The organism is Mesorhizobium sp. B2-8-1 (genome assembly GCF_006440955.1).
Taxonomy (GTDB): domain Bacteria; phylum Pseudomonadota; class Alphaproteobacteria; order Rhizobiales; family Rhizobiaceae; genus Mesorhizobium.
In genome coordinates this window covers 14,981-34,107 of sequence record NZ_VFTX01000001.1, presented here as the reverse complement: position 1 = coordinate 34,107, position 19,127 = coordinate 14,981, and the positions used below count along the sequence as shown (strand labels likewise).

Annotated in this window: 18 protein-coding genes; 6 read left to right on the top strand and 12 right to left on the bottom strand. The window is 63.2% G+C overall.

Annotation, left to right across the window (positions count from 1 at the left end):
• Positions 1 to 20 precede the first annotated feature (20 nt).
• Positions 21 to 656 carry an NADPH-dependent F420 reductase gene (locus tag FJ428_RS00150; RefSeq protein WP_140560459.1) on the bottom strand — a complete coding sequence of 212 codons (636 nt, stop codon included), beginning with the start codon at positions 654 to 656 and terminating at the stop codon, positions 21 to 23.
• A gap of 140 nt (positions 657 to 796) precedes the next feature.
• Here FJ428_RS00150 and FJ428_RS00145 point away from each other — a divergent pair, with 140 nt between their 5' ends.
• Entirely contained in the window at positions 797 to 1,384 is a 588-nt protein-coding gene (locus FJ428_RS00145; protein ID WP_140498277.1) for a TetR/AcrR family transcriptional regulator, read from the top strand.
• 395 nt (positions 1,385 to 1,779) lie between these two features.
• On the opposite strand, the gene guaA is transcribed toward FJ428_RS00145, so the two are convergent.
• The 3 genes from guaA to FJ428_RS00130 form a co-directional block, all read right to left on the bottom strand.
• The gene (guaA, locus tag FJ428_RS00140; RefSeq protein WP_140498335.1) at positions 1,780 to 3,342 is read right to left on the bottom strand and encodes a glutamine-hydrolyzing GMP synthase; all 1,563 of its coding nucleotides are present in this window, start codon (positions 3,340 to 3,342) and stop codon (positions 1,780 to 1,782) included.
• Between the two features lie 54 nt (positions 3,343 to 3,396).
• Entirely contained in the window at positions 3,397 to 4,065 is a 669-nt protein-coding gene (locus tag FJ428_RS00135; protein WP_140878719.1) for a 5'-methylthioadenosine/S-adenosylhomocysteine nucleosidase, read from the bottom strand.
• A gap of 134 nt (positions 4,066 to 4,199) precedes the next feature.
• The gene (locus tag FJ428_RS00130) at positions 4,200 to 4,658 is read right to left on the bottom strand and encodes a PaaI family thioesterase (RefSeq protein ID WP_027146613.1); all 459 of its coding nucleotides are present in this window, start codon (positions 4,656 to 4,658) and stop codon (positions 4,200 to 4,202) included.
• Here FJ428_RS00130 and FJ428_RS30475 point away from each other — a divergent pair.
• Positions 4,657 to 4,818, top strand: coding sequence for a hypothetical protein (locus FJ428_RS30475; protein ID WP_210242242.1), 162 nt, complete (start codon positions 4,657 to 4,659; stop codon positions 4,816 to 4,818). The genes FJ428_RS00130 and FJ428_RS30475 overlap by 2 nt on opposite strands.
• Here FJ428_RS30475 and FJ428_RS00125 read toward each other — a convergent pair.
• Positions 4,788 to 6,077, bottom strand: a complete 1,290-nt coding sequence (locus tag FJ428_RS00125) for an RsmB/NOP family class I SAM-dependent RNA methyltransferase (RefSeq protein WP_140878718.1) — start codon at positions 6,075 to 6,077, stop codon at positions 4,788 to 4,790. The genes FJ428_RS30475 and FJ428_RS00125 overlap by 31 nt on opposite strands.
• 317 nt (positions 6,078 to 6,394) lie before the next feature.
• Here FJ428_RS00125 and FJ428_RS00120 point away from each other — a divergent pair, with 317 nt between their 5' ends.
• Positions 6,395 to 7,072 carry an MIP family channel protein gene (locus FJ428_RS00120; RefSeq protein WP_140623940.1) on the top strand — a complete coding sequence of 226 codons (678 nt, stop codon included), beginning with the start codon at positions 6,395 to 6,397 and terminating at the stop codon, positions 7,070 to 7,072.
• A gap of 78 nt (positions 7,073 to 7,150) precedes the next feature.
• Here FJ428_RS00120 and katG read toward each other — a convergent pair whose 3' ends face one another.
• Positions 7,151 to 9,349, bottom strand: a complete 2,199-nt coding sequence (gene katG, locus FJ428_RS00115) for a catalase/peroxidase HPI (protein ID WP_140581174.1) — start codon at positions 9,347 to 9,349, stop codon at positions 7,151 to 7,153.
• Positions 9,350 to 9,474: 125 nt separating this feature from the next.
• Here katG and FJ428_RS00110 point away from each other — a divergent pair, with 125 nt between their 5' ends.
• On the top strand, positions 9,475 to 10,383 hold the full coding sequence (locus tag FJ428_RS00110; protein WP_140623942.1) for a hydrogen peroxide-inducible genes activator: 909 nt from the start codon (positions 9,475 to 9,477) through the stop codon (positions 10,381 to 10,383).
• 228 nt (positions 10,384 to 10,611) lie between these two features.
• Here the strand turns inward: FJ428_RS00110 and FJ428_RS00105 are convergent, their stop codons facing one another.
• The 5 genes from FJ428_RS00105 to FJ428_RS00085 all read right to left on the bottom strand — a co-directional run bounded on the left by FJ428_RS00105 (position 10,612) and on the right by FJ428_RS00085 (position 15,976).
• Positions 10,612 to 11,295, bottom strand: coding sequence for an SGNH/GDSL hydrolase family protein (locus FJ428_RS00105; RefSeq protein WP_140623944.1), 684 nt, complete (start codon positions 11,293 to 11,295; stop codon positions 10,612 to 10,614).
• Positions 11,296 to 11,387: 92 nt separating this feature from the next.
• Positions 11,388 to 12,341 (bottom strand): ABC transporter permease, encoded by a 954-nt coding sequence (locus FJ428_RS00100; protein WP_140763340.1) that lies wholly within the window; start codon positions 12,339 to 12,341, stop codon positions 11,388 to 11,390.
• A gap of 3 nt (positions 12,342 to 12,344) precedes the next feature.
• The gene (locus FJ428_RS00095; protein WP_140656607.1) at positions 12,345 to 13,307 is read right to left on the bottom strand and encodes an ABC transporter permease; all 963 of its coding nucleotides are present in this window, start codon (positions 13,305 to 13,307) and stop codon (positions 12,345 to 12,347) included.
• A gap of 9 nt (positions 13,308 to 13,316) precedes the next feature.
• Positions 13,317 to 14,828, bottom strand: coding sequence for a sugar ABC transporter ATP-binding protein (locus tag FJ428_RS00090; protein ID WP_140878717.1), 1,512 nt, complete (start codon positions 14,826 to 14,828; stop codon positions 13,317 to 13,319).
• A gap of 68 nt (positions 14,829 to 14,896) precedes the next feature.
• Positions 14,897 to 15,976 (bottom strand): substrate-binding domain-containing protein, encoded by a 1,080-nt coding sequence (locus FJ428_RS00085; protein WP_140560417.1) that lies wholly within the window; start codon positions 15,974 to 15,976, stop codon positions 14,897 to 14,899.
• 322 nt (positions 15,977 to 16,298) lie between these two features.
• Between FJ428_RS00085 and FJ428_RS00080 the strand changes: the two genes are divergently transcribed.
• Together FJ428_RS00080 and FJ428_RS00075 are read left to right on the top strand one after the other, a co-directional pair.
• On the top strand, positions 16,299 to 16,949 hold the full coding sequence (locus FJ428_RS00080; RefSeq protein WP_140498346.1) for an SGNH/GDSL hydrolase family protein: 651 nt from the start codon (positions 16,299 to 16,301) through the stop codon (positions 16,947 to 16,949).
• Positions 16,950 to 17,006: 57 nt separating this feature from the next.
• Positions 17,007 to 18,101: an ROK family transcriptional regulator gene (locus FJ428_RS00075; RefSeq protein ID WP_140498347.1), complete on the top strand. Its 1,095-nt coding sequence runs from the start codon at positions 17,007 to 17,009 to the stop codon at positions 18,099 to 18,101.
• Here FJ428_RS00075 and FJ428_RS00070 read toward each other — a convergent pair.
• Complete coding sequence (locus FJ428_RS00070) at positions 18,095 to 18,877, bottom strand: class I SAM-dependent methyltransferase (protein ID WP_224519070.1); 783 nt, start codon at positions 18,875 to 18,877, stop codon at positions 18,095 to 18,097. The genes FJ428_RS00075 and FJ428_RS00070 overlap by 7 nt on opposite strands.
• Positions 18,878 to 19,127: the final 250 nt, after the last annotated feature.

The window sequence follows — 19,127 nt, the reverse complement described above, 5'->3', positions numbered from 1 at the left end:
CGAGACGTGGTGCCGCGGGCTCAGCCGAGGAGGCTGACGCGGATTGAGAAGTTGGTGTGTTTGACGGAGTGGGTCATGAGGCCCAGCCACAGCATGCAGGCGTGCTCCAGCGTTCGGGCCATAATCAGCCGCCCGGTATCCATCGGACGTAGTCCGAGGCTGTCGATGAACGCCGAGACGCGCGCCTTCGCTTGAGAGTCGTCCCCGGCGATGAACACGTCCAATGGATGGCCCCCGATTGGACCGGCAGCCAAGACCCGGGCGTTCTGGGTGTTGAACGCCTTGACGATAGTGGCATTGGCAGGAGCAACCTTGGCGATCTCCTGCGCGCCGAAACTGTCTTCAGGAGTCAAGAAACCCGTGAAGTCGGATTTGATGGGGTTGGTGATGTCGACAATGAGCTTGCCTGCCAGCTTTTCGCCGTACTGCTTCACCACGTCGAGAACGGCCGAATAGGGAACCGCCAGGATGACAATGTCCCCGACCGGAGCGGCGCCAAACGTTCCGGTCGTCGCGCCGGCTCCGACCTGCTCGGCCAGCGCCCGCGACTTGGCACCGTCGCGGCTCATCACCTCGACGGTGTGTCCGGCCTTGGCGGCAAGGTCGCCGATCGCTGCGGTCATACCGCCTGACCCGATGATGCTGATAGTGCTCATGTTCATTTTCCTTGCGGGGCGGGCAGCGCCTTTGTTGCCATTTGTGCAGACGAACTCTATTTAGTGGTTCACCGATCCGCTTAATAACCGGATCATCGATCCACATATACGGATCACTGATCCGCTTATCAAGGCATCTCATGCGAGCCGACGCAAAAAAAAATTACAGCCATATCCTCGCGGTCGCGCGTGACGTCGTCGCCGAGCACGGTATCAATGCGTCCATGCGCGATATCGCCCGTCGGGCCGAGGTCGGGTTAGCCACGCTGCTTCGTCATTTCCCGACGCGAGAAGCCCTGTTCGAGGCGCTGCTGTGTACGAATCTGGACGCACTGACTCAGAGGGCAGATGAACTCGAAACCTCGGATTCGCCTGACGAAGCGCTCATCTCCTGGTTCCAGGAGTGGTTGGCGTTCGCCCAAAGCTATAGGGGCGTCGTCGCCATGATGGCCGCCGCCCACACGAATCCGAACTCCGCTCTTTACGCTTCATGCGCAGCGGTGCACTCGGCGAGCGCGCGACTGCTGCTCCGCGCACAGGCCGAAGGCGCGGCGCGGCCCGACATGAATGGGGATGACCTGTTCGCCCTGATGACGGCGCTCGGCTGGGCGGTCGACCAACCCTCATTCGCGCCGCGGGCCGATCATCTCTTTCGCATCATTACGGGCGCCATCCTGGCGAACCCGTCGACCGGATCGGCTTCTGCTGCGCTCGACCGTCAAAACTAGAATAGGGAAAGGATGGGGGGTAAATGCGGGAACATCGGCTTCTGTCACAAACCGACGTACAATGGTGCAAGCGGGAATAGCTGCAAGTCCAAGCTGAAACGTGAGTGTACCGCTTCTCAGGCCGCATACGGAACGGCCGGTTTCGGGATCGCCGTGCACACTCCTGACCGACGACAATGGGGCTCGAACAGACCCGCCATTGTGTACGCTATTCTACGCCAGAGCACTCCCGCCAATGGAACGGCTTTACACCATCCTGAAGCGGGCGCAGATCGATCCTGTAGGCAAGAAATGGAGTAGGCGAATTCAATGGAAGTGAAAGACGGGCGGGAGCGGCAATTAAGCGGAGGCGAAAACCACCGCCGAAACTACGCTATTGCCGCCGTTTTTATCCCTCATTCCCACTCGATTGTCCCCGGCGGCTTCGACGTCACATCATAGACCACGCGGTTGATGCCGCGGACTTCGTTGATGATGCGGGTGGCGGCGGCGCCCAGGAAGGCCATGTCGTAGTGATAGAAATCTGCCGTCATGCCATCGACCGAGGTGACGGCGCGCAGCGCGCAGACGAATTCGTAGGTGCGGCCGTCGCCCATGACGCCAACCGTCTGCACCGGCAAGAGCACGGCGAAGGCCTGCCAGATGGCGTCGTACAGCCCCGCCTTGCGGATCTCGTCGAGATAGATGGCGTCGGCCTCGCGCAGGATCTCCAGCTTCTCGCGCGTGATGCCGCCGGGGCAGCGTATGGCAAGGCCCGGGCCCGGGAACGGGTGGCGGCCGATGAAACTCTCGGGCAGGCCGAGTTCCTTGCCGAGCGCGCGGACCTCGTCCTTGAACAGTTCGCGCAGCGGCTCGACCAGCTTCATGTTCATGCGCTCGGGCAGGCCGCCGACATTGTGGTGCGACTTGATCGTCACCGACGGGCCGCCGGTGAAGGAGACGCTTTCGATGACGTCGGGATAGAGCGTGCCTTGCGCCAGGAAATCGGCGCCACCGAGTTTCTTGGCCTCTTCCTCGAACACCTCGATGAACAGGCGGCCAATGGTCTTGCGTTTCTTCTCGGGATCCGCCTCGCCTTCGAGCGCACCGATGAAGCGATCCGACGCGTTCACCAGAATGAGTGGCAAATTGTAGTGTTCGCGGAACATCGAAACGACGCCGGCGGCCTCGTCTTTACGCATCAGGCCATGGTCGACGAGAATGCAAGTGAGCTGGTCACCGACGGCCTCGTGGATGAGCAGCGCGGCGACCGAGGAGTCGACCCCGCCGGAGAGCGCGCAGATGACCTTGCCCTTGCCGACCTGCTTGCGGATCGCCTCGACCGCGTGCTCGCGGTAGGCACGCATCGTCCAGTCGCCCTCGATGCCGGCGATGTTGTGGACGAAATTCCTGAGCAGCCGGGCGCCGTCGGGCGTATGCACCACTTCCGGATGGAACATGATGCCATACATCTTGCGCTCGACATTGCCGAAGATGGCGAAGGGCGAACCTTCCGACTTGCCGAACACCTCGAACCCCTTGGGCAAGGAGATGACGCGGTCGCCATGGCTCATCCACACCTGATGGCGCTGGCCGATCGCCCACAGGCCCTCGAACAGCGGACTTTCCTTCTCGATCTCGACGAAGGCGCGGCCGAATTCGCGATGGTTGGAGCTTTCGGCAACGCCGCCCATCTGCACGCACATGGCCATCTGGCCATAGCAGATGCCGAGCACCGGCACGCCGGCCTCGAAGACGATCTGCGGCGCCCGCGGACTGCCGATATCCGTGGTCGAGGCCGGACCGCCGGACAGGATCACGGCTTTTGGATTGATGCGCTTGAATGCCGCCTCGGCCGACTGGAACGGCACGATCTCGGAAAACACGCCGGCTTCGCGGATGCGACGGGCAATGAGCTGGGTGAACTGGCTGCCGAAATCGACAATCAGGACGGTGTCGGGTTGATTGGCTGTTTTCATGGCGAGCGTTTAGAGAAAGAAACGAGTCGGCGCAATGGGTTGCGAGCCCGACTTTCAGACCGGTCCCGCCACGTCACCAGGAGAACCCGTCCAAAGCAAGCCCGCGCCGATAGCCTGTTCGAGGCGCATGACGGCATCCGCCAGCTTTTCGTCGATGACGTGCAGATATTCGGTCCAGTCGCCGACATGCCTGAGATCAGCCGCGCCGTCGGAAATGCCGCGCAGCCCAATCAGGGGCACCTCGAACAGCTGGCAGGCGCGCAGGCAGGCGAAGGTCTCCATGTCGACCATGTCGGCCGCGATGGCGTCAAAGGCCGCGCCGGTGATGATTGCGCCGCCGGTCGACAGCGTCGCCTCCTTTATGCCCGGGATGCGCAACGGCAGCGGCACCGTAGCCGGCAAATCGAGAAATGGCGTCGCGCCCTTCTCGAAGCCGAGCGGCGAGGCGTCGATGTCGCGATAGCTGACCGAGACGGCCTGATAGATTTCCGTCTGCTCCAAGGTCCGGCTGCCGGCCGAGCCGAGCGACACGACGAGGTCCGGCAGCGCCTTTTGCGACTTCAGCCAGGACAATTCGGCGCCAAGCCGGACGGCTGCCTCGACCGGGCCGACACCGGTCATCAGCGGGGTGAACAGCCGCTGTAGATGCGGCCCGTATTCGGCCTGCGCAGCCATGACGAAAAGGACACCCTTGCCGGACAGGCGCGACACTTTGTCGGTCATGATGATTTACTCCTCCCTGTCCTGCAGTCTTCACCGCCTGCTCGCCGGGACCCGCTGCCTGCGGCAGCTCCCGGCGTTCGTGGCCTTTCATCGTGCCACTGGCACGATGAATTCGCCTGCGGCGAACCGGCCACTCACCCAGCAATCCCGTCGCGGCCCACCATCGTCATCATGGTGCCGGTCATGGTGGCGATCAACTTGGCTTCGCCGTCGGCGGCGAAGGCATAGGCCTGGCCGTCGGCGACGATGATGGTGCGGCCGGGCTTGGTCACTGAGCCGCGGAACAGGAAGCGCTCGCCCCTGCCCGGCGCCAGCAGATTGACCTTGAACTCGATGGTCAGCACCCCGGAATTCTCCGGCATCAGCGAGAAGGCCGCATAGCCGCAGGCCGAGTCCAGCGCGGTCGAGATGACGCCGGCATGCAGGAAACCGTGCTGCTGGGTGAGTGCGGCCGAATAGGGCATCTCGATTTCGATGATGCCGGGCGTCACCAGCGTCAATTCGGCGCCGATGGTCGCCATTGCCTGCTGGCGCGCGAAGGACGCCCTGACGCGGTCCTCATAGTCCGGAGCGGGTACGATCTTTGCTGCCATGGCCGTCGCTGCTTTCACCTTTGCCGGAAAAGCTTATTGCAGAGGCGTGAGCGGCAAGCAATCATCCAATGCTGCACTGCAGCAATTTGGTCTCGAGGGCGCGCAGGACGGCTTCGCTTTCCGCTCCATTCAGGAAGCCCTACGCAGCGCGCAGATGTAGAAACCGTCGGTGCCGCTCAGTCCCGGCGACAGGCAGATACCGCCCAGCGCGCCGAGCCGCATCGCCGTTTCATGGCCGGGAAAACGGCTGTCCCAGAGCCGGCGATGGTCGACCGGGGCAAAACCGCCATTGCGCTGGCAAAACGCTGCGACCTGGTCGCCATTCTCCTCGTCGAACACCGAACAGGTGACGTAGACTAGCAGGCCACCCGGCTTGACGAAGCTGCTTGCGGCATCGAGGATCGCCATCTGCTCGCCCTTGCGGGCGTCGAGCTGCCTTCGCGTCAGCCGCCATTTGGCATCCGGGCGCCGCCGCCAGGTGCCGCTGCCGGTGCAAGGCGCGTCGACCAGGACGAGGTCCATATGGCCAGTGAGCGGCGACAATTCCGCCGGCTTGGTGACGATCTGCACGTTGCGGTTTTCCGAGCGGCGGATGCGGTCGAAGATCGGCGCCAGGCGCGCCTTCTCGGCATCATGGGCGAAGACCTGACCCGTATTGCCCATCGCCGCCGACAGCGCCAGCGTCTTGCCGCCGGCGCCGGCGCAGAAATCGAGCACCTGCATTCCAGGCTCGGCGCCGGCAAGAGCGGCGGCGATTTGCGATCCCTCGTCCTGGACTTCGAACCAGCCCTTCTGGAAAGCCGGCTCGGCCTGCACGTTGGGATGCCGGCCGTCGCCGTCGATCGGCGGTATGCGAATGCCTTGGGGCGCGATTTGGGCTGGCTTGGCGCCGGTTCCGGCAAGTTCCGCCAGCACTTTGGCCCGATCGGCCTGCAAAGTGTTGACGCGGATGTCGAGCGGCGGGCGGGTGGCGAGCGCCGCGCCCTCCTCGACCCAGGCCTCGCCAAAGGCGCGTTGCAGAAGCGGCTCGCACCAATCCGGTATGTCGGCGCGCACCGCGGGCGAGGCGTCGGCAAGCCGCCGCTCTTCGGTTGCCTGGAGTTCCGCGGGCGTCAGCAGCGGCGGCGCGAACTTGTCGCCGTCGAGCGCTTCGTTAAGCGAGCGCGCGGTCTGGCCCCATTCGAGCAGCAGGGCGCCGAAGCCGATGGCGCGCGGCGTGTCCTCGCCCAGCAGCCAGCCTGCCGAGCGCTTGCGGCGCAGCGCATCATAGACGATGTTGCCGATCGCCGCGCGATCGCCGCCGCCGGCAAAGCGGTGCGACAGACCCCAGTCCTTCAGCGCATCGGCCACCGGCCGATGACGCCGGCCAATGTCTTCCAGCACTTCGATGGCCGCAGCCAGCCGTCCGCCTAGTCGCATTCTTCAGTCCACCAAATCGCGCGCATCATCTCAGCCTGCTCTTAGAGCCTTTCACGGTGAGATTGAACCCCGCCCCGGCTCGCGACGACAGGCCGCCTGTTGGGATCGGCGAAAACCGCTCGATCAATAAATCTTCCGGCGCGGTCAACAGCAGATCGTCAATAAATGCAAGCTCTCTAATGTTATTAACTGGCGGCTGCAAGCACGGTAGGGATGCGACAACTCAGCTTTCCAAGTTTTTCGGTTGGGAATACTCTTGCCGCCATGATTCGCGGCGCGGAAAGCGTGGACCGGCGGATCGTCACGAGGAGAGGGCAATGAAGACTTATCTGGCGGAAGTTCTAGGCACATTCCTGTTGGTGTTCATCGGCACCGGGTCGGTGGTGACGGGCGGCTTCGGCGGCGCGCTGCCGCTGGGACAAGAAGGCATCGGGCTGGCCTTCGGCATCGGCCTTATCGCGGCCGCTTACGCGATCGGCCCCATTTCGGGCGCGCATCTCAACCCGGCTGTAACACTCGGCGTGTTCCTTGCCGGCCGGTTGCCGGCCAAGGACGTCATCCCCTACTGGATCGCACAGATCATTGGCGCCATCCTGGCATCGCTGGCGCTGTGGATCATCGTCTCCGGCCAGGCCGGGGGACACACTGGCGGCTTCGGCGCCAATGGCTGGGACGAGACGAAATGGGGCGTCTCTTCCGCGTTCCTGTGGGAGTTGATCGGCACCTTCACCTTCGTCACCGTGATCCTCGGCGTTACCGCGGAAAGGCATGCGACGGCCTTCGCTGGACTGGTCATCGGCCTGACGCTGGCGGGTATCCACTTCGCCATGATCCCGGTGACCGGCACATCGGTCAATCCGGCCCGTTCCATTGGCCCGGCGCTGTTCTCGGGCGGCGCCGCGATCAGCCAGCTCTGGCTGTTCATCGTCGCGCCGCTGATCGGCGGCGCCGTTGCCGGCGTCGTCGCCAAGGCGCGCGTCTTCGAAAAGGACTGACTTCGGAAGCCTGGACAAGAAAAAGGCGCGGGGCCAAGCCCCGCGCCTTTTTCTTGGGTCGAGAAGTCCTTGCTCGGATCAGGCAGCGATGTCGAACCGGTCGGCGTTCATCACCTTGGTCCACGCCGCGACGAAATCCCTGGCGAATTTCTGCCCGGCATCCGCGGACCCGTACACCTCAGACAGCGCACGCAGCTGCGCATGCGAGCCGAAGATAAGGTCGGCGCGGGTGCCGGTCCACCTGACCGCCTTGGTCTTGCGGTCGCGCGCTTCGTAGATCTCATCCGAACCGGCGGCCGGATCCCAGACCGTGTTCATGCTGAGCAGGTTGACGAAGAAGTCGTTCGTCAGCGTGCCCGGCCTGTCGGTGAACACGCCGTGCCTGGACTTGCCGGTATTGGCGCCGAGCACCCGCAGGCCGCCGACCAGCACCGTCATCTCCGGCGCGGTCAGCGTCAGCAACTGTGCCCGGTCGACCAGCATCGCCTCGATCGACATCGGCTGCGGCCCCCGGACATAGTTGCGGAAGCCGTCGACTTTCGGCTCAAGCGCGGCAAAGGAGGCGACGTCGGTCTGTTCCTGCGAGGCATCCATGCGGCCCGGCGTGAACGGCACCTTCACCTCGTTGCCGCCATCCTTTGCCGCCTTCTCGACCGCGGCGACGCCGCCGAGCACGATCAGATCGGCCAGCGAGATCTTTTTCCCGCCGGTCTGTGCCGCGTTGAACGCCTTCTGGATGGATTCGAGCGTGGCAAGCACCTTGGCCAATTCAGCAGGCTGGTTGACGTCCCAGTCCTTCTGCGGCGCCAGCCGGATACGGGCGCCATTGGCGCCGCCGCGCTTGTCGGAACCCCTGAACGTCGAGGCCGAAGCCCAGGCGGTCGAGACCAGTTCGGAAACTGACAGGCCCGAGGCCAGGATCTTGGCCTTCAGCGATGCGATATCCTGTTCGCTGACCAGTTCATGGTCGACGGCCGGGATCGGATCCTGCCAGATCAGCTCCTCCTTCGGCACGAGCGGGCCAAGGTAGCGAACGACCGGGCCCATATCGCGATGGGTGAGCTTGAACCAGGCGCGGGCGAAGGCATCGGCGAACTGATCCGGATTCTGGTGGAACCGCCGCGAGATCTTCTCGTAAGCCGGGTCGACCCGCAGCGCGAGATCGGTGGTCAGCATGGCCGGCGCGCGGCGCTTGGAGGGATCATGCGCGTCCGGCACCGTGCCGGCACCTGCGCCGCCCTTAGGCGTCCACTGATGGGCGCCGGCCGGGCTTTTCGTCAATTCCCATTCGTAATTGAACAGGTTGTCGAAGAAGTTGTTGCTCCATTTGGTCGGCGTCGTGGTCCAGGTGACCTCGAGCCCCGAAGTGATGGCATCGCCGGCAATGCCCGACGCGTGCTTGCTCGACCAGCCGAGGCCCTGCGCCTCGATGCCGGCGCCTTCCGGCTCGGCGCCAACCAGCGAGGCATCGCCGGCGCCGTGGGTTTTGCCGAAGGTGTGGCCGCCGGCGATCAGCGCCACTGTCTCCTCGTCATTCATCGCCATGCGGCCGAAGGTTTCCCTGATGTCGCGTGCCGAGGCAAGCGGATCAGGCTTGCCGTTCGGGCCTTCCGGATTGACGTAGATCAGGCCCATCTGCACGGCCCCGAGATGGCCGCGAAGCTCGCGGTCGCCGGAGTAGCGCTCGTCGTCGAGCCATTTGGTTTCCGATCCCCAATCGACGTCCTGCTCGGGTTCCCAGACGTCGGCGCGGCCGCCGGCGAAGCCGAAGGTCTTGAAGCCCATCGATTCCAGGGCGACATTGCCGGTGAGGATCAGCAGGTCGGCCCAGGAAATCTTGCGGCCATATTTCTGCTTGACCGGCCACAGCAGGCGGCGCGCCTTGTCGAGATTGGCGTTGTCAGGCCAGCTGTTGAGCGGTGCGAAACGCTGCTGGCCGGCGCCGGCGCCGCCGCGGCCGTCACCGATGCGGTAGGTGCCGGCGCTGTGCCAGGCCATGCGGATGAACAGCGGCCCGTAATGGCCGAAGTCGGCCGGCCACCAATCCTGCGAATCCGTCATGACATGGTGCAGGTCCTTGATCACCGCGTCGAGATCGAGGCTCGCGAACTCCTTGGCATAGTCGAAGTCCTCGCCCATCGGGTCGGAGAGGTTCGACTGCTGGTGGAGAACGCCGAGGTCCAGCTGGTTGGGCCACCAGTCACGGTTGGTCCTGGCACCGGGTCCATGCGCGACAGGGCATTTGCCCGCGCTGTTGTCGTCGGTTTTCGCGTCCATCTTGCACTCCAATTTTGCCGAGGGTTCCGGGCAGCCAGCGCCGCCATCCTGGAATGATTCCAGACTAGGCCAGCCTGCCGATAAAAACAAATTGCCTTTCCTGTTCCTTTCAATAGGATTTTCTTATGATAGGCCTAACCGTCCGCCAGATGCATTATTTCGACGCACTTGCGCAGACGCTGCATTTCGGGCGTGCGGCGAAACTTGCAGGCGTGAGCCAGCCGGCGCTGTCCTCGCAGATCGCGGAAATGGAGCAGCGGCTGAACTGCCGGCTGTTCGAACGCGGCGGCAAATCGGTGCGCATGACCGACGAGGCGGCAGCCCTTTTGCCGCGCATCGAACGCATCCTTTCCGACATACGCGAGGTCGAGACCATCGCCCGGCGTGGCCGCCCTGCCATGGGAGGGCGCTTCCGGCTGGGCATCATTCCGACCGTCGCGCCCTATCTTTTGCCGCGTGCGCTGCCCGAGCTGAAAATGCATTTCCCGGACTTGATGCTCGAACTGCGCGAGGCGGTGACCGCCTCGCTCGTCGAGGACATCGCGTCGCAAAAGCTCGATGCTTTCATCGCCGCGCTTCCGCTCGACCATCCCGGCCTGGTGACGGAGGCTTTGTTCCCCGACCGGTTCTTCCTGGCCGTGCCGTCAGGCGATCCGGCTTTCGCCTCGCCGCCGGTGCCGCCCGAAAGCCCGGCGCTGGAAAGGCTGATGCTGCTAGAGGAGGGTCATTGCCTGCGCGAACAGGCGCTGGCTGTCTGCGGCAATGTGCGGCCGGTGGCGATGGCAAGCTACGGCGCCACCAGCCTGACCACGCTCTTGCAGATGGTGGCGCACGGGCTCGGCGTGACGCTGATCCCGGAAATGGCCACGGGACCTGCCGGCACTATCCCCGATCTCAAGATCGTGCCGTTCCAGGAACCCATGCCGCAGCGCACGATCTGCTTCGCCTGGCGGCGCAACAGCACCTTGCGCAATGAGTGCATGGAGCTGGCGAAGATCATTCGAGGGTTGGGAGCGGCGGTGCAGGCGGCGTGAAGGACGAGGAGCCCAAGCTTACTATCGGCCCAGGCAAACCTCGAATGTGCGCTTGTTGAACGGCTTGAGTGGATAGCTCGTCTTCATAAAAGCAAGTGGGTCAAGTGCCACGGAACGTGTTGGGCAGAATTACGGACCAGGCTCATCGTTGGGTCCACAATGGCATACAGGAAGAATGCGACACGCCTGCGAACCGGCCTGTTGCGCAAGCCGGCGGGCGTCGCGACTTCAGGCGGCGGTGCTGGCGCGGCTTGGCTCAAGAATAGACTTGACCTTGTCGGCGACCGCGCGGCCGAGATCGGCGTTGTTGCCAGCGGTGAAATGGATGCCGTCGACACCGTCCGTGGTGACGAAATCGCCGGCATTCAGGAAGTCGATCTTCATGAAATCCGCCATCGCCTTGTACTGCCTGGCCAGCTCCCTGGACTTTTCGTGGCCGCCGCCGAACATACCCTCGAACCAGGGATCCGGCATCGGGGTCAGCGGCGGCGGCGCGATGACCAGCGCTTTCGGAGCCGGATAGGGCGTGCCGATGCCGCCGGCGCTTGTCAGGATCTGCCCGACCAGTTTCGCCATTCCGTTGGCGATCTCGTAGGGTGTCCGGCGAAAATAGGACTTCGTGTCATTGGTGCCGAGCATGACGATGACCAGATCCAGCGGCAGATGGCTCGCGATGGCCGAGGGCAGATAATTGGCGCCATTGAGGCGCGGATCGTTGGGATCGTCGAGACAGGTCGTGCGCGCGCTCAACCCTTCTTCGATGATATGGTAGCCCGCTCCCAGCGCCGCCGCCATCACGCCCGTCCAGCGCTGGTCATAGGGGTAGCGGTAGGTCGGCGAACCTTCCTTGACCGGAACCCAGCCCCAGGTCAGCGAGTCGCCGTAGCACATGATGTTTTTTGGCGGTGACATCCATGTTTCTCCATCTGTTTGCAGTTGTCTGAACGTGCAGATTTATCGATCCAGGCGAACGCCGGTGCCGGCTTGCCTTTGGCTGTTTCGATTTATGGCGTTCGCACGCGCACTCCATAGAAGATCGCCGCGCCGAGGATGATGACGCCCTGGGCGATGAGCTTGCCGGGTTCGTCGATGCCGAGCACCGTCATCACGACGAACAAAAGCGCGAAGCACAGCGAGCCGAAGAAAGGTCCCCAGACGCCGCCGTCGCCGCGACCGAAGGCGACGCCGCCAAGGATTGTCGCCGCGACTGCCAGGATCGGCAGGTCGAGACCGACGCGCACGCTGCCGACGGCGATTGAACCTGTCTGTACCAGGGCCGCGATCGCCGCGATCAGGCCGGCGAGCGTATGCGCCAGGATGACCGTGCGCTGGACCGGCACGCCGGAAAAATGGGCGGCTTCGGCATTCTCGCCGACAGAGGCCACGTAACGACCAAACACTGTCTGCGACAGAAGCAGCCACACCGCGGCGGTCAGCATGATCCAGAACAGCACCGGCGTCGGAACCGACAGGAACTTCGTGTTGTAGAGGTCGTTGAACAGTTTCGGCACATCGCCGGGTGGATTGCCGCTCGACAGGAACTGCACCAGTCCGACCAGGATGATGCTGACGGCCAGCGTGACTATGACGGCCGACACCCGCCGGATGCCGATCATGAAGCCGTTGAACAGGCCAATGACGAGGCCCGTGGCGAGCGCCAGTACGACGAAGAAGGGCAGCGACGCGCCCGGGAAACTGCCCGACGAGATGAAATAGTTGATCAGCAGGATGATGCCGCCGCCGGAGAGGTCGATCGACTTCACGCGCATGACGACGAGCTGCCCCAGCACGAGAATGCCGAGCGGAACGATCTGCCTGATGAAGATGCCCATGATGTTGAGGTTGAGCATGTTCGGCCGTGCGACCCACAGCGTGGCCAGAAGCACGAGGAAGACAAAGTAGGACGGCGGTATGCGAAGCAGACGCCGGGCGATCGGGTTTGCGAGAACGGCAGTCATCGCTCAGAGCCCCATCTTCTTGCGGGATTGCAGCCCGACCACGGCCAAGAGAATGCCGCCCTTGATCGCCGTCTGGACAAAGGGCGAGACGTTGGCGAGGTTCATGCCATTGGCCAGCAGTGCCATCACAAGCGCGCCGATCACCGTGCCGTGCAGGCTGCCGATTCCGCCTGAAAGCTGGGTGCCTCCAAGTGCGACGGCGGTGACCGTGTCGAGTTCGAAAAGCAACCCGACATTTGGATCACCCGACACGATGCGCCCGGCCAGGAAGACACCGGCAACGGCCGCGAAACAGGAGCAGACCACATAGGCGAGGATGATGTTTCGGCGATCGGAGACGCCGAAATTGCGGGCAGCGCTTTCGGCCCCCGACGCGATGCCGCCGCCGATCGCAAACAGATGCAGGCCGTATCGCGATCCGTAGAGCAGCTTCCAGGCCAACAGCATCACGACGATTCCCCAAAAGACCGGATAAGGAATACCGAGGAAACTGCCTGAGACGGCAGCAATGACGATCTCCGGAACGGTGCCGCCGGAGACGGGACGCAAGATGCGCGTGATGCCAAGGACAATGTACTGCGTCGATAGCGTGGCGATGATTGGATGGACGTTGAAACGGGTGATCGCCAGGCCGTTGATCAGCCCGATGAATGCGGCCAGCACGAAGACCGCCGGGATCAGCACGATCGCCGGCTGGTCGAGCGCCAGCACCGCCGTCGTGAAACTGATGACCGAGCCGACCGATAGATCGAGCCCGCCGACGAGCACGACGACGAGTTGTCCGACCGCCGCGATGACCAGCGGCATCGCCTGCGCAACCAGGTTGAAAAGGTTTTCGGCCGTTGCGAACTGCGTCGTCTGAACCGACAGCCACAGCGAAATGAGCAAGGCAACCAACAATGGAAGACCCCATTGGCCCTGCCGTGTGTTCCGGCCACTCACGATGTTGGACAGGCTACGATACATGGAAGGCCCCTAGTGCCGGCGCGCCGAGCCGCCCGTCAGGGCCGCGTCGAGGATCTTGTGCTCCGTCGCCTGTGCTGCCGGCATTTCGGCCACGATTGTGTCGTGGTGGACGACATAGATGCGGTCGCACAGCCCGATCAGCTCGATCGTCTCGCGCGACAGCACCAGCACCGCGCCACCCTTGCGGGTGAAGTCGCGCAGCAGATGGTAGATCTCGGACTTGGCGCCGATGTCGACGCCGCGGGTCGGCTCTTCCACCAGGAGAAGATCGAGATCCGCGGCGAGGTAGCGCCCGAGCAGCACTTTTTGCTGATTGCCGCCCGACAGCGAACCGACCGGAGCGGACGGCCCTGTCGCCTTTATGTTCATGACATCCATCATGCTGGCAACGACGCTTCGATAGGGCCGCGCCGGCGCAAGTTCGCGTCGCCTCGAATGCAATCCGATGGCGATGTTGTGGGCGATCGGCAAAGCGAGAAAGAGCCCCTCCTCCTTGCGGTCCTCGGGGACGAAACCGACCTTCAGCTGCTGCAAATGGCGAACGCCTGATGATGTCGAGAGCGGCATGTCGAGCGTTTTGCCGCTAATGGAAATCGTCCCGGCAAAAGGATGGTAGCGGCCGATCAAGGAGCGCAGGAAGCGCTGCTGGCCCTGTCCCTCAAGCCCGGCGAGGGCGACGATCTCGCCCTTGTGCAACGTCAGCGACAGAGGCTGCGATGTCTCGGTGATCCTGAGATTCTCGACGCGCAGGATTTCGCCGCCCCTGTCGCCCGTGCGATCTGGGAACAGGTCCTGGAGTTCGCGCCCGACCATCATGGCGATGAGTTCGTCTGCGGTGATCTCGGACACCGTTCTGGTGCCGACCAGTGCGCCGTCCTTCAGCACCGTCACAGTGTCGCACAGCTCGAAGATTTCCTCCATGCGATGCGAAATGTAGACGATTGCCTTTCCCCTATCGCGCAGGCGGCGGATATTGCGGTTGAGCACATCGACATCGGCCGCGTTGAGCGCCGCTGTCGGCTCGTCGAGAATAAGCACGCCGGCGTCGGCCTGGATGCAATGCGCGATCTCGACGAATTGCCGCTCGGCAATGGTCAGGTTGGAAACGAGTTGCGAGGAGTCTAGCGTGAGACCGAGTTCGCCGAGTGCCTTGGCGGTTCGGCTGTTCATCGCGGAATAGTCGATCGAGCCGAACCGGTTCGTCGGCTCCCGGCCGAGAAACATGTTCTCGGCGATCGACAGATTAGGCAGCAGCGAGTGTTCCTGGAAAACGGTCGAGATGCCGGCATCGAGCGCGGCGCGCGGTGACTTCAGATCGAGCTTTTTCCCATTCATGAAGATCCCGCCGGAATCGGGCTGATACACGCCCGCCAGGATCTTCATCAAGGTCGATTTTCCGGCGCCGTTCTCGCCCATCAGGGCGTGAACGCTGCCGGCCTTCAGATCGAGGGAAACGGAGTGGAGCGCCTTGCTTCCCCCGAATGCCTTCGAAATGTGCGACATCTCGATAAGATTGGCCACTAAACCCTCGCTTCACCACTGGAAGGGCCCGCGGGGACGCTTGTCCACTCCCCGCCGGCCACGGCGTGTCACTTCTTGCCGTAATATTCCTTGAGCTTGTCTTCGGGGAGTTCGCTCGGCCACCAGACATTGGCCGTCAGGTCGTCGCGATAGTATTTCGCGGCCTTGTCCTTGTCCCAGCCATCAGGGTTGTAGACATAGCGCTTGTAGAGTTGCTTGCCCTCGAGCAGGGCTACAGCGGCGCGCACGCCGGCAGCACCCTGGGCCGGGCTGTATTCCGGAGAGATCGACTTGAATCCATCCGTGATCCACTGGCCGAAATAGCCATTGTTGCCCTCGCCCGAAATCGGCGGGATCGGCGTGCCGAACTGCTTGAAGACATCGACGCAGGCGCGCGTCATGTCGGCGCCGGACGACCAGATGCCGTCGACCTGCGGATTGTTCAGATAGAGCGTCTCGCACAGCTTCTTGGCCTTGTCATACTGCCAGTCGCCATGCTCCTCGGCGATGATCTGCACATGTGTGCCCTTGAGCGATTCCAGCAGCCCATTGTAGCGGTTGGTGTCTTCCGGGTGGCCGGCAAGGCCGCGCAGGACCCAGATCTTGCCGTTGTCGCCAACGGTCTTCACCAGCCAGTCGCCCATTACCTTGCCGAAGTGCTCGGCTCCCCCTTGGATTTCGGTGGTGTAGGCATCGGAATCGATGCGGCCGGTGTGAAGGATGACAGGGATGCCGGCGGCGACCGCCTTGGCAATGCTGGCGTTGGCCGACGTGCTGGTCACCGGCTGAACGATGATCGCGTCGACATGCTGGGCGATCAGATCCTCGATATCGGCTACCTGCTTCTTCTGATCGAAGCCGGCATCGAGGAGGATGAACTTCGAGATGCGCTTGTCCTTTGCCGCGGCATTTTCCGCCTCATGCGCGACCTGCACGGTCCAGGTGTTGGCGTTGACGCCGAAGTCGCTCATTCCGATGACCCAAGGGGGATCCTTCTTGAATGCGCCGGCCTCGGTCATGCGCGTGTCGTCGGGGCGCGGCGCGACGCCGTCCATCAGCTTGACATCTTCCGCGTGCGCCAGGGACGTTACGGCAAGCGCTGATACAACGAGCATCCCCAGCCCGACGGTTTTCAGCAATCCTAACATTGAACTCCTCCTTGTGGTTGCTCCGGCCGTACGGACGCGCACGGGCCGCGAGACGCTCTCCCGATGCATGCTTGTCGTCGCGAACCGACCTATGCACGCAATTCTCCCGCCCCCGAACACATGTGTGTCGAGGCCCAATTTCGGCTGGACAATGATGACGGTCGAGAACTCCTCCGGGCACTTTAGAAGCATAGTGGGTTTGACCTGTCAATAGTTAGTCATGTTGAATGACTATTCCGTTGCTTGCCTTTCGCCACTCCGCTATTCATCATGAAGAGCGCTCGTCCTGCACCGGCGCGCGGTCAGTCCCGGCGGGAAAATCATGCGATCAGTCTTGTGCTACGGCGACTCCAACACGCACGGCCAGATCCCCGGCAAGGGGCCGCTCGAGCGCTATGGCCCGGCTGAGCGCTGGCCGGGGATACTGCGCGCTCAGCTAGGCCCCGACTGGTATGTCATCGAGGAAGGATTGAGCGGTCGAACCACCGTCCACGACGATCCGATCGAGGGGGCACACAAGAACGGTAGAACCTATCTCCGCCCCTGTCTGCAGAGCCATGCGACGCTCGACCTCGTCATCATCATGCTCGGCACCAATGACCTCAAGATCCGCTTCAACAAACCGCCGTCGGAAGTGGCTATGGGCATCGGCTGCCTTGTCTACGACATCAAGGAACTGGCGCCCGGTCCGGGCGGCACCACACCCGAAATCATGATCGTCGCACCGCCGCCGATGCAGGACGACGTCAAGGAGTGGAAGTCCATCTTCGCCGGCGCACCGGAGAAATCGCGGCTGCTGGCGCTCGAGTTCGAGGTGCTGGCGGATTCGCTCGAACTGCACTTTTTCGATGCTGGCTCGGTGGTGTCCTGCAGCGAAGCGGACGGATTTCACATCGATGCCGAAGCGCACAGACTGCTTGGCATCGCACTCGCCCGCGCGGTCGATGCGATCGGCTGGAGCCGCTCGACATGAGCAACCATACCGCCGCCCGGCAATGCGCTCTTACCGATGGGGCGACCCTTGCCTGACATGAGGTTTGCACCACCCAATCCCTTGCGCATCGCCGATCGTGCGAGCGGGCTGAACGCGTTGAGCGTGCGCAGCTACAACGAGCGTCTGGTGCTGTCGCTGCTGCTTCAGAACGAGGGCATATCGCGGATGGAAATCGGCGAGAAGACCGGTCTGTCGGCGCAGACGGCCTCGGTCATCGTCCGCTCCCTCGAACAGGAAGGGCTGGTCTCGCAGGGCGAGGCGCAGCGCGGCCGTGTCGGGCCCCCCACCATCCCGCTTTCACTCAACCCGGAAGGTGCCTACGCGGTCGGCGTCGGCTTCAGCCGGCGCAGGATCGACATCGCGCTCATCGACTTCATCGGCACCGTGCGCTTCCACACGCAGTTGCCCGCGGATGAAGCCAATCCGTTTCCGCAAAACAACGATTTGCTTGCGACGATCAGGCAAGCCATGACGAGCCTGCCGGTCGAGGCGCGCAGCCGGGTCGCGGGTATCGGGCTGGCCGTTCCCGATGAGGTCGACGCCATGGCTGCAACCGGCAACGGATCGAGCACGTCCCTGAAGGCTTTGCAAAGCGAGATCGAAGAGCAGATCAAGCTGCCGGTCTTCGTCCAGAACGACATCACCGCGGCGGCCGGCGGCGAGAGCATGTTCGGCGTCGCAAAGCCGCTGAACGACTATTTGTTCTTCTATCTCGGAGCTAGGCTGCAGAGCAGGCTCATCCTCAACCACCAGATCTATAAGGGAAACTCCAGTGCCAGCTTCGATCATGGCCTCATGCGCCTGGAAAGCGAACTGGCCATGCGCGGACGCTCGTCCGAAATCATCTGGAGCAGCAGCCCTGAGTGGCCTGATCTTGGAGAGGCCTACACCGAATGGCTGGGGGAATGCTCAAACCGCCTGAAAGCATCGATCTCGGCGCTGACCCAGTTTGTCGAGTTCAGGACGGTCCTCCTGTCCAGCTATGCGCCGCAGAAAATCGCCAAGGCCTTGTGCGCCGATATCGGCCGGGAATTTGCCGCTGTCCAAGCGTTGCCAGCGCGGGTGACCATCAGCCCGAAAGCCGTCGGCGCAGCCAGCCTGCCGTTCAGCTCGCGGTTTATGATTCAATGATCGGAACGCTGATAACAGAAGGGTTGCAAAGCCCCATCTGAGACGTGGATGCACGCGGTTTGAATGTCGGCTAACTCCGGTGCGAGAAGCTGTCCCTCACGCCATCTTCTGTGACCTCGCGCATCAGGAACGGGATGCCGACGACCGTCATCGGCAATTCCGCGCGGAAGCGGATGTGCGTGGGACCTCGTAATGCACGATCTGGCCTGGGGTGATGGCCCGTCACCCTGTCGGAGCACCGCGACGCCGGCGTAGTGGCTTCCCAATTGCCAGAAGGGCAGCGGGAACCGCCCCCGCTCCTCTTCAACGATGCGGAAGCCCGCCTCTCGGATCAAGTGCAGCGGTTGGCGGTTGAGATGACAGCCGCCGGCGATCTGTCCCCACGGCTTGTTCAGCCGCTCCTGCCATCTGCGGCCGCGCGGCCCCTCGGCCTGGCCGTGCTCGATGAAGATCAGCCGGCCCATAGGTTTCAATATGCGGCGGATCTCGGTCAGCGCCGCGTCAGGGTCGGGAATGGTGCAGAAGGCATAGGTGACGACGACCGTGTCGGCGAGGCCGTCGATCAAGGGCAGCCTTTCGCCGCTGGCCCGGATGCAGTCGACGTCGAACGGCAGGGAACGGATCTTCGGTTCGGCCAGGCCAAGCATCGTGCCGTCGGGATCGATGCCGACCAGCCGCTCCACCCTGGCGGCGTCGTAATAGGGAAGGTTCAGGCCGGACCCGAAGCCGACTTCGACGACAATGCCCTGCGCCCGCGGGATCAGGCGCCTTCGCATGCGCGCGAACACGTTTGCCGAACAGCCGGCGTGGACGAGGTAGGGAGCAATGCAGCGTGCGTACCAGGAGAGACAGGATTGGCACATGTCTCAGCCTCCTTTCCCTGCGTTCTTGACGCCGATGGGAACGCCACCCCCGGCAATGGCCTCGGACGTGCAATGCTGGCTGAGAGTATTGACCGGTGACATTTCTCGCTCCAAGGAGTCTCCTGATCGGGCCCGATCGGCCCGACGTCGTGGGATGGATAGA

Bases quoted from the DNA above. Each gene is read 5' to 3' on its own strand.
- FJ428_RS00150 (WP_140560459.1), bottom strand. From the start codon at position 656: ATGAGCACTATCAGCATCATCGGGTCAGGCGGTATGACCGCAGCGATC.
- FJ428_RS00145 (WP_140498277.1), top strand. From the start codon at position 797: ATGCGAGCCGACGCAAAAAAAAATTACAGCCATATCCTCGCGGTCGCG.
- guaA (WP_140498335.1), bottom strand. From the start codon at position 3,342: ATGAAAACAGCCAATCAACCCGACACCGTCCTGATTGTCGATTTCGGC.
- FJ428_RS00135 (WP_140878719.1), bottom strand. From the start codon at position 4,065: ATGACCGACAAAGTGTCGCGCCTGTCCGGCAAGGGTGTCCTTTTCGTC.
- FJ428_RS30475 (WP_210242242.1), top strand. From the start codon at position 4,657: ATGGCCGTCGCTGCTTTCACCTTTGCCGGAAAAGCTTATTGCAGAGGC.
- FJ428_RS00130 (WP_027146613.1), bottom strand. From the start codon at position 4,658: ATGGCAGCAAAGATCGTACCCGCTCCGGACTATGAGGACCGCGTCAGG.
- FJ428_RS00125 (WP_140878718.1), bottom strand. From the start codon at position 6,077: ATGCGACTAGGCGGACGGCTGGCTGCGGCCATCGAAGTGCTGGAAGAC.
- FJ428_RS00120 (WP_140623940.1), top strand. From the start codon at position 6,395: ATGAAGACTTATCTGGCGGAAGTTCTAGGCACATTCCTGTTGGTGTTC.
- katG (WP_140581174.1), bottom strand. From the start codon at position 9,349: ATGGACGCGAAAACCGACGACAACAGCGCGGGCAAATGCCCTGTCGCG.
- FJ428_RS00110 (WP_140623942.1), top strand. From the start codon at position 9,475: ATGATAGGCCTAACCGTCCGCCAGATGCATTATTTCGACGCACTTGCG.
- FJ428_RS00105 (WP_140623944.1), bottom strand. From the start codon at position 11,295: ATGTCACCGCCAAAAAACATCATGTGCTACGGCGACTCGCTGACCTGG.
- FJ428_RS00100 (WP_140763340.1), bottom strand. From the start codon at position 12,341: ATGACTGCCGTTCTCGCAAACCCGATCGCCCGGCGTCTGCTTCGCATA.
- FJ428_RS00095 (WP_140656607.1), bottom strand. From the start codon at position 13,307: ATGTATCGTAGCCTGTCCAACATCGTGAGTGGCCGGAACACACGGCAG.
- FJ428_RS00085 (WP_140560417.1), bottom strand. From the start codon at position 15,976: ATGTTAGGATTGCTGAAAACCGTCGGGCTGGGGATGCTCGTTGTATCA.
- FJ428_RS00080 (WP_140498346.1), top strand. From the start codon at position 16,299: ATGCGATCAGTCTTGTGCTACGGCGACTCCAACACGCACGGCCAGATC.
- FJ428_RS00075 (WP_140498347.1), top strand. From the start codon at position 17,007: ATGAGGTTTGCACCACCCAATCCCTTGCGCATCGCCGATCGTGCGAGC.
- FJ428_RS00070 (WP_224519070.1), bottom strand. From the start codon at position 18,877: ATGCGAAGGCGCCTGATCCCGCGGGCGCAGGGCATTGTCGTCGAAGTC.